Origin of the sequence: Mariniflexile ostreae (assembly GCF_042427585.1) — a bacterium.
Classification (GTDB): Bacteria; Bacteroidota; Bacteroidia; order Flavobacteriales; family Flavobacteriaceae; genus Pseudalgibacter; species Pseudalgibacter ostreae.
Map to the genome: position 1 here is coordinate 76,770 of NZ_JBHMFC010000008.1, position 12,771 is coordinate 89,540.

The 12,771-nt window shown below is 34.2% G+C and carries 14 protein-coding genes and 3 tRNA genes; 7 read left to right on the top strand and 10 right to left on the bottom strand.

Going from position 1 to position 12,771, the window contains the following annotated elements:
• Positions 1 to 101 precede the first annotated feature (101 nt).
• The 7 genes from tsaD to ACFFU9_RS02460 all read left to right on the top strand — a co-directional run bounded on the left by tsaD (position 102) and on the right by ACFFU9_RS02460 (position 6,134).
• On the top strand, positions 102 to 1,124 hold the full coding sequence (tsaD, locus tag ACFFU9_RS02430) for a tRNA (adenosine(37)-N6)-threonylcarbamoyltransferase complex transferase subunit TsaD (protein ID WP_379859777.1): 1,023 nt from the start codon (positions 102 to 104) through the stop codon (positions 1,122 to 1,124).
• Between the two features lie 125 nt (positions 1,125 to 1,249).
• Positions 1,250 to 1,888, top strand: coding sequence for a peptidylprolyl isomerase (locus tag ACFFU9_RS02435; RefSeq protein ID WP_379859778.1), 639 nt, complete (start codon positions 1,250 to 1,252; stop codon positions 1,886 to 1,888).
• Positions 1,888 to 2,595: a 16S rRNA (uracil(1498)-N(3))-methyltransferase gene (locus tag ACFFU9_RS02440; protein ID WP_379859779.1), complete on the top strand. Its 708-nt coding sequence runs from the start codon at positions 1,888 to 1,890 to the stop codon at positions 2,593 to 2,595. The genes ACFFU9_RS02435 and ACFFU9_RS02440 overlap by 1 nt, the downstream gene beginning before the upstream one ends.
• Before the next feature lies 1 nt (position 2,596).
• The gene (locus tag ACFFU9_RS02445; protein ID WP_379859780.1) at positions 2,597 to 3,238 is read left to right on the top strand and encodes a DUF4159 domain-containing protein; all 642 of its coding nucleotides are present in this window, start codon (positions 2,597 to 2,599) and stop codon (positions 3,236 to 3,238) included.
• 23 nt (positions 3,239 to 3,261) lie between these two features.
• On the top strand, positions 3,262 to 3,762 hold the full coding sequence (locus tag ACFFU9_RS02450) for a TrmH family RNA methyltransferase (RefSeq protein ID WP_379859781.1): 501 nt from the start codon (positions 3,262 to 3,264) through the stop codon (positions 3,760 to 3,762).
• 95 nt (positions 3,763 to 3,857) lie between these two features.
• Entirely contained in the window at positions 3,858 to 4,946 is a 1,089-nt protein-coding gene (locus tag ACFFU9_RS02455; protein WP_379859782.1) for an AI-2E family transporter, read from the top strand.
• A 6-nt stretch (positions 4,947 to 4,952) separates the two neighbouring features.
• Positions 4,953 to 6,134, top strand: coding sequence for a class I SAM-dependent methyltransferase (locus ACFFU9_RS02460; RefSeq protein ID WP_379859783.1), 1,182 nt, complete (start codon positions 4,953 to 4,955; stop codon positions 6,132 to 6,134).
• Positions 6,135 to 6,281: 147 nt separating this feature from the next.
• On the opposite strand, the gene ACFFU9_RS02465 is transcribed toward ACFFU9_RS02460, so the two are convergent.
• From ACFFU9_RS02465 to ACFFU9_RS02510, 10 genes are all read right to left on the bottom strand, one after another.
• Positions 6,282 to 8,354: a hypothetical protein gene (locus ACFFU9_RS02465; RefSeq protein WP_379859784.1), complete on the bottom strand. Its 2,073-nt coding sequence runs from the start codon at positions 8,352 to 8,354 to the stop codon at positions 6,282 to 6,284.
• A gap of 281 nt (positions 8,355 to 8,635) precedes the next feature.
• On the bottom strand, positions 8,636 to 9,418 hold the full coding sequence (locus ACFFU9_RS02470) for an MBL fold metallo-hydrolase (RefSeq protein WP_379859785.1): 783 nt from the start codon (positions 9,416 to 9,418) through the stop codon (positions 8,636 to 8,638).
• Positions 9,415 to 9,831, bottom strand: a complete 417-nt coding sequence (locus ACFFU9_RS02475) for an acyl-CoA thioesterase (protein ID WP_379859786.1) — start codon at positions 9,829 to 9,831, stop codon at positions 9,415 to 9,417. The genes ACFFU9_RS02470 and ACFFU9_RS02475 overlap by 4 nt, the downstream gene beginning before the upstream one ends.
• Entirely contained in the window at positions 9,828 to 10,457 is a 630-nt protein-coding gene (ribA, locus tag ACFFU9_RS02480) for a GTP cyclohydrolase II (RefSeq protein ID WP_379859787.1), read from the bottom strand. The genes ACFFU9_RS02475 and ribA overlap by 4 nt, the downstream gene beginning before the upstream one ends.
• 116 nt (positions 10,458 to 10,573) lie before the next feature.
• Entirely contained in the window at positions 10,574 to 10,903 is a 330-nt protein-coding gene (locus ACFFU9_RS02485; protein ID WP_379859788.1) for a NifB/NifX family molybdenum-iron cluster-binding protein, read from the bottom strand.
• 82 nt (positions 10,904 to 10,985) lie between these two features.
• Positions 10,986 to 11,393 (bottom strand): DUF134 domain-containing protein, encoded by a 408-nt coding sequence (locus ACFFU9_RS02490; protein WP_379859789.1) that lies wholly within the window; start codon positions 11,391 to 11,393, stop codon positions 10,986 to 10,988.
• A gap of 271 nt (positions 11,394 to 11,664) precedes the next feature.
• Positions 11,665 to 11,738, bottom strand: a tRNA-Arg gene (locus ACFFU9_RS02495).
• A 29-nt stretch (positions 11,739 to 11,767) separates the two neighbouring features.
• A tRNA-Pro gene (locus ACFFU9_RS02500) sits at positions 11,768 to 11,842 on the bottom strand.
• A gap of 16 nt (positions 11,843 to 11,858) precedes the next feature.
• Positions 11,859 to 11,942: transfer RNA gene (locus ACFFU9_RS02505), tRNA-Ser, on the bottom strand.
• A 93-nt stretch (positions 11,943 to 12,035) separates the two neighbouring features.
• A complete protein-coding gene (locus ACFFU9_RS02510) occupies positions 12,036 to 12,713 on the bottom strand; it encodes an HDIG domain-containing metalloprotein (RefSeq protein WP_379859824.1) in 678 nt (225 codons plus the stop codon).
• Positions 12,714 to 12,771 lie beyond the last annotated feature (58 nt).

The following is a 12,771-nucleotide window of genomic DNA, read 5'->3' on the forward strand; positions in this document are numbered from 1 at the left end:
CTAAAAAAATAAATGAGTAATTTTGTATTTACGAATAATGTTAACACCCCAGACGTTTATTCAGTTTCAAAATTAACAATTATTGTGTCTAATATTTATTAATGTCTTCACAAAATATCTACATTCTCGGAATTGAATCGTCTTGCGATGATACTGCGGCATCTGTTATACAAAACGGAACCATTTTAAGCAACGTGGTTGCGACACAAAAAATCCATGAAGCATACGGCGGTGTGGTTCCAGAATTGGCATCACGCGCCCACCAGCAAAACATTGTTCCTGTAGTGCACCAGGCGTTAAAAAAAGCCCATATAACAAAAGAACAATTAAGCGCCATCGCTTTTACAAAAGGCCCTGGGTTAATGGGGTCTCTGTTGGTAGGAACTTCTTTTGCAAAGTCTTTAGCATTTGGTCTTAATATCCCGCTTATAGACGTCAATCACATGCAAGCTCATATTTTAGCACATTTTATAGATGAAGTGGGCTTTAATAAACCACCATTTCCTTTTTTAGCCATGACGATTTCTGGCGGCCATACCCAAATCGTTAACGTAAAGCACTATTTTGATATGTCTGTAATTGGGGAAACGATAGATGATGCTGTAGGAGAGGCCTTTGACAAAAGTGGTAAGGTTTTAGGCCTAGGATATCCAGCAGGGCCTGAAATAGACAAACGGGCTGCCTTAGGAAACCCAAAGGCCTTTAAATTTACAAAACCCAAAGTGGATGGCTTAAATTTTAGTTTTTCAGGATTAAAGACGGCTATTCTTTATTTTATACAAAAAGAAACGAAGGCAAATCCTAATTTTATAGAAGAAAATCTAAACGATATTTGCGCTTCTATACAATATACCATTATCGGAATTTTAATCGATAAATTAAAATTGGCCACAAAAGAAACAGGCATTACACATATTGCCATTGGTGGCGGAGTTTCTGCAAATTCTGGTATACGCCAGGCCTTAAAAGAAGGAGAGAAAAAATTTGGATGGACCACCTACGTACCCAAGTTTGAATTCACTACAGATAATGCTGCCATGATAGCCATTGTAGGCTATTTAAAATATTTAGAAGGTGATTTTGCAGAACAAAATGTTGCGGCAAGTTCCCGTTTGAAAATTTAATTTCCATATAAAAACACATCGTCGTTTAAGTTATAAACAATCTGTTCTTCAAAACTTATTGTTTAGACACTTGAATGTCTCTATAATCCTTTTAAATTTGAATCCGAATTTAAAAACCTACTTACATGTTAAAAAACCTACTTACTATTTCTTTTCTTAGCCTATGTGTTGCCATTACAGCACAAACCGCTACTGAAAATGAGCTTAAAATGATTGAAACCCCAGAAGAAATTGAAAGTTTTCTTAAAACAAAAAATTCTAAAAAGAATAAATTAATTACTTTTAACGAAGAGAAACATAAAACAACTTTAGCCAAAACGCTTTTTAAACTCTCTAAAGGCGGTATAACCACCACACAAAACGAATTTCAAAAAACGCTATACAAAGTGGTCGAGAAAACCAAAACCCTGTATTACCGTGTTAGTTATATTACCCTAAATGGAGAAAATATGGATATAGACGATATGGAAGCGATACAATCCAACATTATTAAAAAATATAATGATGGTGCGTCTTTTGATTTCTTGGCAAAACAATATTCCATAGATGAAAATGCAAACAGAGGGGGCGATTCTGGTTGGTTTACGATTGATGAAGATGCTTCTGAATTTAAAAACAGCATTAGTAATTCCGCCCATGATTTAGGGGCAATTTTCACGATAGATTTACCCACAAACAACATGCATTATGTCGTGTTAAAAACCTTTGAACCTACCAGTATCTCTGAAATAAAAGTATTAAAAATAGTAGAACCCTTATATTGATGCAACTTTTTTATAATCCCGATATCCACGACACTACCACGCAATTTTCTTTTAATAGAGAAGAAAGCAAACACATTATAAAAGTTTTGCGAAAAAGCACTGGAGATACCCTGCAAATTACAAATGGCAAGGGCTGGCTTTTTCTCGCAGAGATTATTATGGCAGACATTAAAAACTGTGTAGCGTCAATAGTTTCAAAAACACATCAAACGCAACGGGATTATCATCTACATTTAGCGGTCGCTCCAACAAAAATGAACGACCGCTTTGAATGGTTTTTAGAGAAAGCCACCGAAATTGGCATAGATACCATCACCCCCATTATTTGCGAGCATAGTGAACGCAAAATTATAAAAACAGAACGTTTTGAGCGTATCCTTCAAGCTGCTATGAAACAAAGCTTAAGCAGTTATTTACCACAGCTAAATGAAGCTATTCCTTTTAAATCATTTATAAGTCAAGACTTTAAGGGTGCTATATTTATAGCACATTGTGAAGAAACGGATAGAAAGTCGTTAAAACGTTTAATAAAACCTAAAACAGATATTACTATTTTAATTGGTCCCGAAGGTGATTTTTCTCTTAGTGAAATTGAACAAGCCCTAAACAATAATTTTATTCCCGTAACTTTGGGCGAAACCCGATTACGTACCGAAACAGCCGCTATTGTGGCTTGCCACTCTGTAGCCTTTGTTAATGAATTATAAAATGAAACTAAATCTATTTATTTTATTTTTTCTCTTTTATTTTCTGTCGTTTGCTCAAGAACTGGCTGTTTTAAAATATAAAGGTGGTGGCGACTGGTATAGTAACCCAACAAGTTTACCAAATCTTATAGCCTTTTGCAATAAAAACATTAATACTAAGCTACGCATAAAACCCCAAGAAGTAGAAACGGGAAGTCCTGATATTTTTCAATTTCCTTTGGTGCATATGACAGGGCACGGCAATGTATTCTTTAACGATGATGATGCTGAAAATCTGCGGAATTATTTAACCTCTGGTGGTTTTCTTCATATTGATGACAATTATGGTATGGAACCTTTTTTAGCAAAAGAACTAAAAAAAGTATTCCCTGATAAAGAGCTGGTAGAGCTACCAGCCAATCATGCTATCTTTAATAGTGTTTACAAGTTTCCAGCGGGATTACCCAAAATCCATGAACATGATGGCAAACGCCCACAAGCCTTCGGCATTTTTCATGAAAACAGGTTGGTGCTGCTCTTTACCTATGAAAGCGATTTAGGAAATGGATGGGAAGACCCTGAAGTACATAATGATCCCGCAGAAATTCGAGAAAAAGCATTAAAAATGGGCGCAAATATTGTTAAATATGTTTTTGAAAACTAAAATTATTTTAAATCCTAAATCCTTTGCAGCTTACCCATTATAATACCAAATTTATAAAACGTAACTTCCCCATAATCTTGGTGTGTGACAACGTTAGCAATGCTTCTAATATTGGAAGTCTATTCCGGCTTTCTGATGCCTTTGGAGTTGAAAAAATAATTTTTTGTGGCTTACATGTTCCCTTAGGACGAAAAATAGCAAAAACATCTAGAGCTACAGAAAAAGTAGTAGCACACCATGTTTCAGAACAAACTTTACCAGTTGTAGAACGTTTAAAAAAGGAAGGCTACCATATTATATCGCTTGAAATAACCCATACCAGCATCCCTTTAAATACCTTCACGTTTTCAAAAGAAAACCCCATAGCACTAATTGTTGGTGATGAGAATTTTGGAGTTTCAGAATCCATTTTAAAACTGTCTGATAACATCATCCATATTGAAATGTTTGGAAAGAACAGCAGTATGAATGTAGCTCAAGCTACTAATATAACCCTTTATGAAATGACGAAGCAGCTGTTTTAAACACCAACCAGATTGAAAATAACAGGTCAAATAAAAAATGTGATTTCTCTTTTTCATTCGAAATGATTAGATTTACTTAATAAACCCGCTACCCCTTGAAATCAAAAATCATCACCAACGGCATTTTAAATGCTATAGCCATTGTTCTGGGTATTGCAGTACTCTTGTTTTTTATTTATAAAATCCAATCTGTTATTGGCTACATAGCCATTGCAGTTGTTATTTCTTTAATTGGCCGACCCGTTGTTATGTTTTTAAAACAACGGTTAAAATTTAACAATACCCTAGCTGTGGTTATAACCATACTCATGTTGCTAGGTGTTTTTGTTGGATTAGTAGGGTTGTTTATCCCTCTTGTAATAAAACAAGGCCAAAACCTATCCCTTTTAAATATTAACGAATTAGAGCGAAATGTACAGAATTTGTATGTAGAAATTATTAATTATTTCAATATCCATCAAATAGATTTAGAGCAATCCATAAAAGATTCCAATTTATTATCAAAAATAGATTATGCACTCATTCCCAATTTCTTAAATGCTGTTATAAGTGGTTTGGGAAGTTTTAGTATTGCCTTGTTTTCAGTGTTATTTATTTCGTTTTTCTTTTTAAAAGATAGCCGCTTATTTGAAAATGGTATTTTAATCTTTATACCAAAAACCAAAGAATCGCATGTAAGGAACTCTTCAACAAAAATAAAAAATCTACTCTCTAGGTATTTCGTAGGACTTATTGTTCAAATTCTAATTCTCTTTATCTGGTACACACTTTGGCTGTTGATACTTGGTATTGAAAATGCCATTGTTATTGCTTTTTTATGTGCTTTATTAAACCTTATCCCCTATTTAGGCCCTTTAATTGGGGGTTTTATAATGATTATACTAACCATGACCAGCAATCTTGGAGAATCGTTTAGTGGTATTATTTTACCCAAAACCCTTTGGGTATTTGTTGTATTTATTTCTGGACAATTAATCGATAATTTTGGGAGCCAGCCCATTATTTTTTCAAAAAGTGTAAAATCCCACCCTTTAGAAATATTTTTAGTAATTTTAATTGCAGGTGTTTTATTTGGTGTTATTGGCTTAATAATAGCAATACCAGCATACACAGCCATAAAAGTTATCTTAAAAGAGTTTTTATCTGATAATCAAATCGTGAAAAGATTTACTAAAAATGTATAAAACACCTTGAACAAATCTATTTTAAATACGGAAGTCCAAACGTTTATTAATAAGCATCTAAATTCAGAAATCAACACACTATTATTAAAGGGAACTGCCTTCGATAATGTAGACACGAAAACCATATGTGAACAGATTGAAGCCAAAAAACGTTGTAAAAACAAGTTGCCCACGTGGTTTAATACTCCAAACATCTACTACCCCCATAAGTTAAATATAGAGCAAACCTCTTCTGAAATAACAGCCCAATATAAAGCCGGATTGATTAATGGTGATAACATTATAGATTTAACAGGGGGCTTTGGTGTGGATGGTTTGTATTTTTCAAAACAATTTAAAACCGTAGAGCATTGCGAAATCGATGAAAAATTATCTGAAATCGTTACCCATAACTATGCGCAATTAGACGTTCAAAATATAAAAACCATACAAGGCGATGGCCTTGCATTTTTAAAAAAAGCTTCTAAAACATACCACTGGATCTATCTCGACCCCTCGAGAAGACACGACAGTAAAGGAAAAGTGTTTTTTTTAAACGATTGTTTGCCCAATATCCCCGAGCATTTAGAACTTCTTTTTAAACATTCTAAAAACATTTTGATAAAGACGTCGCCGTTATTGGACCTATCGGTTGGTATTAACGAGCTGAGCCACGTTAAAACCATTCATGTGGTTGCTGTTAATAATGAAGTGAAAGAATTACTGTGGGTATTAGAACTAGGCTTTAACGGCACTATTTCTATTGAATCTGTAAACATCAAAAAAAACGATGTAGAACAATTTGGTTTTTTATATGATAATGAAAACAATTCAGCCCCCAAATACCATACCCCGCTTGCCTATCTTTACGAACCAAATAGTGCTATTTTAAAAGCAGGTGGATTTCAATCTATCACCAACCAAATTCAGGTTTTCAAACTACATAAACATTCGCATTTGTACACCAGTGCAACGCTTTTAGACTTTCCAGGACGACGATTTAAAGTGATTCACAACATACCCTACAATAAGAAAGAGATTAAAAAGCACGCTATAGTTAAGGCTAATATTGCCACCCGAAACTTTCCTGAAACGGTAGAACAAATTCGGAAAAAATTCAATATTAAAGACGGTGGAACCACCTATCTTTTTTTCACGACAGATGCAGATGATCGTAAAAGGATGTTAATTGCATCTAAAGTGGATTAAAGCCACAAACTCCCACTAGTTCTAGTGAGAATTTGTGTTGCCGATATCCAACATCAAGATGATTCGCTTTTCCTCATACAAAAAAAAGGAGCCTACTAGTTATATCAAACTAATATAAAATATTTTAAACTGGCCGCCTCTTGCATATTAACGCAACAATTCAGGATGACTAAGAATTAACTCTATTTTTTTTATAATAACCGTAATTTGGTTCATTTGCACTTCTATATTTCTAAAAAAGATGCTAACATCCCTATTCACCCAGCTTTCAGAAATAACCCGCGCTCCCAAACTAATTCTTAAAACAGCACTTTGAAAATCATTGGTATATTTTACATTTACAGCTTGACCTATATGACATTTTTGAGCAGCAAGCCTAATAATCTCTAAAGGCGAATCTTCAAACTGATCGGAAATATCGGAGTTTAATAATATATAAAGCTTTTTCACATTCTCAAGAGACAGGGCTTTCTTGTTTTTCAGTATGAAAAAAGGAAAAATAGTTCGAATGTTCCGTATACCAAATTCTCCATTATTATAAGTATTCTCCTCGATTCCGTCACGATAAAGCGGTTCTAAAAAAGAGGCTTCTTTTATAGAATCATCAACAAAATTACAAAACATTTCCATCCCCATATTCCTGTAAAGTATAGGTGTTCTGTAATACCTATCCATTTCGCTTATGGCAGCATTCCAGCGCATATAAGACCCGTAGTTAAACCCTTCAGACAACTCGTTGGAACAGCACCACGACGTTGACCAATCAGAATGATTATAATAGTTTGTTAAGCCTACTGGCAAGGTACTTTTTACAGAATCTATTAACTTACTAACCTGTTTAGGCAGAATTAAGGCTCCTGAATACGGAGGTCCAGTAAAGTATTTACTTCCTGTTATGGTAACTATATACCCCTTATTTAAATAATTTTGTATATCTATGGGATCCAATCTAAGTTGTGATGCATCTACAATAATTTGTATCGATAAATTCTCAAGCGCTTCCAAATTTTGTAACATTTTTTCACTTGGAGATTGATAGCCCAGTTTGGATTGATCCATAACATGCAAGACAATATGCCTTTTTAATGCATTTGCTTTCGAAACGGCCGTTAAAACCTCTGTATCTAATTGAGAAGAGGGCTTTAAATCTCCATTTTCATCTCTAAAAGGAACCTTAATTAAATCGACATCCCTAAACCCATCAATTTTATCCCCCTTTGTAACCGGAAAATTAAGAGCTGTGGTATTTTCAAAATGACAGCCTTTTAAAGCCGACGGCACACCACTACCCGTTTCATCAGAAGCTACTAAAACATGTGTAATATCCTTATCGGAAATAATTTGAGTAATGGCTGCTATTTGCAGTGAAGAATCGGTACCGGATGGAGAAAAAATGATTTGACATTCCTCATTAAGTTTAAATATATTTCTAAGATTATTTTTTAATAATTCAGAAAAAGCCATGGTAGCCGCTTTAAAGCCGATTTTTAAACTATCCTTAATTAATATTTTCCTAACCTTATCTGTCTTATCAAACGCAAAATTGGATACACTTGTTGCTGTTGATGATGCAAAGGTAAAAGCATCTGGTCTTGGAAAGGGCCTACAGCCATACTTATTCAATAAATGAATTTCGTCTATATTCAATCTAAGATCCCCACCAGACATGAGCAAATCTTCTGTAGGTTTTGCAAGATTTTCTATAATCGGTCTCCAGGATTCCTTAAAAACAGCATGGCCGGTATTTAATCCATGAAATGCTTGCAAGCCTTCGTATTTAATTAAAGACTCTGTATTTAAAGCTTCTTCATTTTTAATTAAATCCATAAAGAACCCCTCAAGTGTTTCTAATTTTTCTTTATCCTCTTTCAATAGCAATTTGTAAAAGATTCGAGTCACCTCGAGCGCTGCTATATCACATAAAACGGTATCATCCTTTACATTGTCTAATGCCTTATACCAAAGTTGCCATTCTATACCATATCTTAAATAAGTTAAAGCTAAAACAGGTTTATCTAAAATTGAAGTGCCTATAACAATAGATTTATTAGGAACAATTTTAAAAAGATTCGGTTCGCTTTTAGATGTTATAATATTAATATTATTCATCTTAGGCACTGTGTTAAATCTTTTTAATACCCTAACCAGATCATTCACATTTTCTTTCTCGAATAAAGCCGATCTCTTATATTGATTTTCAATAAGTATATTATTTGTCATAAATTATTATTTATATGCGTGGCAAATTTAAGTTTTTTAATAGAGTTATCCCTATAATCTTATAAGCACCCTGTTTATGTTTATTTTTTTATGCTTTTTAAAGCGTGATACTTCTAAAAATGAAATTTCGTTTTGCTTATATAACAGTTGTCCCGTTCCATTTTTTAGTGTTAAAAACACTCTTCATTATTATAATTTGGTTTTTACATAACTTCGTAATCATTTGTTTTAATACCATTACACATCAGCATCCTTTCTGAATTGTTTTATAAAATAACTTTTTAAAAATTCAAGATTATTCCTGTTTTTAAAGATTCGGTTTGAAAAGCCTCATAAAAAGCAACAAGAGCTGGGAAAGCAGTACAATGTGAAGGATACACTTTTGTGATGCTTTTCTTTCTTATAAAATCTATAGTACGTTTCGTTTGTTCGTTATTTTCCTTTAAATGAAACCCACCAAGCACGGCCTTAACACGGGTTACCCCTGTTACTTTAATGGCATATTCCATAATATTACAAATACCTGAATGCGAGCATCCGGATACCACTATGAGGGCATTATTATCGATAATGACTAATGCCGAATCATCAATTACATAATCGGGTTGGCCTAATGCATCTGTAAAAGGAGTAGTTTGAGCCTCGAAATCATTTAATTTTGGTATTTGCCCCAGAAAAACCATAGTGTCAGAAATATAATAAGGGGTATCTTTAAGGATCAAATCGAATTTTTGTTCCATTTCATTCTTACTAAGCTTTAACCCCAGATTAGCATGGTGTTTCGTTCCGAATCGCTTGATAAAGCTCCCTGGGTGAGTTATTAATGTTTTATCTTTAAGATACCTTAAGCCATCACCATGGTCCCAGTGGCCATGGCTAAGAACAATTGCATCGACCTTACTGCGAATATCTATACCAAGCGTTTTGGCATTTTTAATAAAAACATCGGTATGTCCCGCATCGAACAAAACAGTCTTCCCTTCATGTTCAATTAAATAAGATACACCATGTTCTGCAAGACATTTAGATCCTGCACAATTCTCAGTGAGCACCGTTAATGTCATGCGATAGATTTAAGTTTGTTTTTAAAAATATTTTCAATAAAACCAGGAGAAGTCTTTGGTAAGCGCGATTTACTATCTGCAAAAACAACCGTAGATTTTGCTTTGGTTAAAAGTATATTTTGCTCGTTTTTAATCTCAAATTCGAAACTCAAGCGTACTTTTGGCACCTCCTTAACGGTTGTGGTTATCATAATAAGCTCATCATAAAAAGCGGGCTTCTTGTAGATGATCTCAAATGAAATTACGGGTAAAAGGATATGGATTTTCTCGAGTTCGATTTCATCCAATCCCAACTTCCGTAAAAACTCATTACGAGCTTGATGACAATAGGTAACATAATTGGCATGATACACATAGCCCATTTGGTCGACCTCGCCATAACGAGGCCTTAATTTAAATGTATCGCTTATCATAAGCCTGTTTTTATAATTTCTTTATCGTTAATAAGGTGGCCCATACGGGTTTCCTTTGTGCTTAAATAGTGTTTATTAAACGGGTTGGGAGCAATAATTAAGGAGACACGCTTAACCACCTTTATACCGTTTTTTTCTAAGCCTAAAATTTTATCAGGGTTATTAGTAAGTAATTCAATTTTATTTACACCTAAGGCATTAAGTATGTTTGCCCCTACTTGATAATCTCTATTATCTGGAAGAAACCCCAGATGCACATTGGCTTCTATGGTATCCATCCCTTGTTCTTGTAATTTATAAGCTTTTATTTTATTCATAAGACCGATCCCCCTGCCCTCTTGCTGCAAATAGACGATTAGTCCATGTCCCTTTGTCTCAATTAAAGACATGGCTTGAATTAACTGGTCGCCGCAATCGCATTTTAAGGAACCAAACAAATCTCCAGTAGCACAAGCAGAATGTATTCGAGTTAGAGTATTGGTTTGAGATGAGAGGTCTCCTTTAATTAATGCCATATGTTCAATGCCACTTTGTTCTTCTTGAAATGGAATTATATCAAAATGGCCATATTTGGTTGGGAGCTTAACGCTTTCACCTTGTATAATAGGTATATCTTTAATGGTCATGACTCTAAAATTTTATGTTCTAATAAAAAATTCTTTGCAAAACTCCCTTTTAAAGTTTCTAAAAAAAATAAGCTATACAAAAACGAGTTATCCAATAGTTTTTTTTTATCCATAGCCTACACATTATCAGATATTTCACTTTCAATAAACCTTAAAACAGTGTCCGCAGCATCGCCAGAACATCCACGTACAACATGAATACCAGCATGCTTTAGTTTACCAAGGGCTTTATTACCAATTTCTCCTGATAACATATAAGTTACCCCGTTAGTGGCCAAACGATTGAAAAGCTTGGATTTCGCATCGCACCCTTGCACTGATTCTAATAATTGCAAATCTAAAATGACATTAGAATTTGAAAACGTATAGATTTCATAAAATTTACAATGTCCAAAATGCATTTCTATTTGATTGTTTCTTGTTATGGGTACGGCTATCTTTTTCATGACCTTAAATGTTTTTACTTTCTTTTTCAGAAGGAGACTACATGGGGTGTTTAAATTTAATAGAATTACCCGTTACGCAATTCTATCCATTCAGATTAAGCAGTTCAACAGTATCATCTGCAGGACAATCTTTGCATGCTTTTTTATTTTCAATACCACTAATAAGCTGAAAACATCTTTTACATTTATACCAATCTTCATCAAATTCAAAATCTCCACCCTTAATAACTATAGATTTACCTTCTACAAAAGCTTGTGCTATTTTTTTTAACGCACTATTGTAGATTCTAGTAAGCGTAGGCCGTGATACTTCCATACGATCTGCGGCTAAATCTTGTGGAAGATCATCATAGATAACCAGTTTAAGCGTCTCATATTCGTCATATTGCATCATGATTTGCTCTGTATCACAAAAAGCAATTCCAAAAGGTTTAAAACCATGCATTTTTGGGGGATGATCAACTTTTCTCTTTTTTTTGGGACGTGGCATTTATCTTGTTTTATAATACAAATGTAATGAACTTGCGTTCATAATGAAATATAATTACAATTTATTTTCAGTATTTTTTAAAAATAAAATGGTCGTAAGGATGAGATCAACATTTTATATACACCCTAAATAACGCTAAGTGTTTAGTATATGTTAGAAGTATTTTAAATACTAGAGAAGCTTTTATTAAGGATGTTTTAAAATAAAGTAGTTGATAAGCAAAACATTATATAAAACAAAAAAGCCTCACTATTTCTAGTGAAGCTTTAAGTGAGCCCTGAAGGATTCGAACCTTCGACCGCCTCCTTAGAAGGGAGGTGCTCTATCCAGCTGAGCTAAGAGCCCGTAGATTTAATGTTTCTACGAAAACAATGTCGGGGTGGCAGGATTCGAACCTGCGACCTCCGCGTCCCAAACGCGGCGCGATAACCGGGCTACGCTACACCCCGATTGGTTATCTAATTGCGGAGAGACAGGGACTCGAACCCTGGCGACAGTTACCCGTCGACAGATTAGCAATCTGCTCCATTACCACTCTGGCACCTCTCCTATTTTTGATATGAACGTTGCAATAAAATTGCGGTTGCAAATGTACTTTATAAGAACGTATAAAGCAAGTATTTTAATGAAATTATTAAAAAATTATTCTGGATACTCAATTCTTAAATGGTATATGTTTGCTAGCTTGTGCTTTAGCACTTTTTTAATAGATTGTATTTCTTTAAAAGTAATGTTGGCATTTAAAAATTGATCCTCATCAATTTGTTTATTTATAACATTTTCTACAAAAACATCAATTTTAGATGAAGTTGGGTTTTTTAAACTTTTGGAAGCCGCCTCTACACTATCGCACATCATTAAAATAGCTGTTTCCTTACTAAATGGTTTTGGTCCCGGATAACTAAAATCTGCCTTATCCGCTTCTGGTTCATTTTCTTTTTCTTGCATATAAAAATAATACACCGCACTAGTCCCATGATGGGTTCTAATAAAATCAATCACCCTATCGGGAAGGTTGTTCTTTTTTGCAATCTCAATACCATTAATAACGTGATCTATGATAATTCTAGCGCTTTCCTTTGGAGACAATTCATCATGCGGATTAATCCCTGTAGATTGATTTTCTATAAAGTAAGTAGGACTTTTCATTTTTCCTATATCATGATATAAAGCCCCCACTCGCACCAGCATGGCATTAGCACCTATTTCGTTCGCAGAAGCCTCTGCAAGATTGGCAACGTTTAAAGAATGGTGAAAAGTGCCGGGCGCTTTGTTTGAAAGCTCTTTTAGTAGTTTTGAATTGGTGTCGGACAATTCCAAAAGTGATACATCAGAAACGAGTCCAAATAATTTCTCATAAACATATATTAAAGGCTGG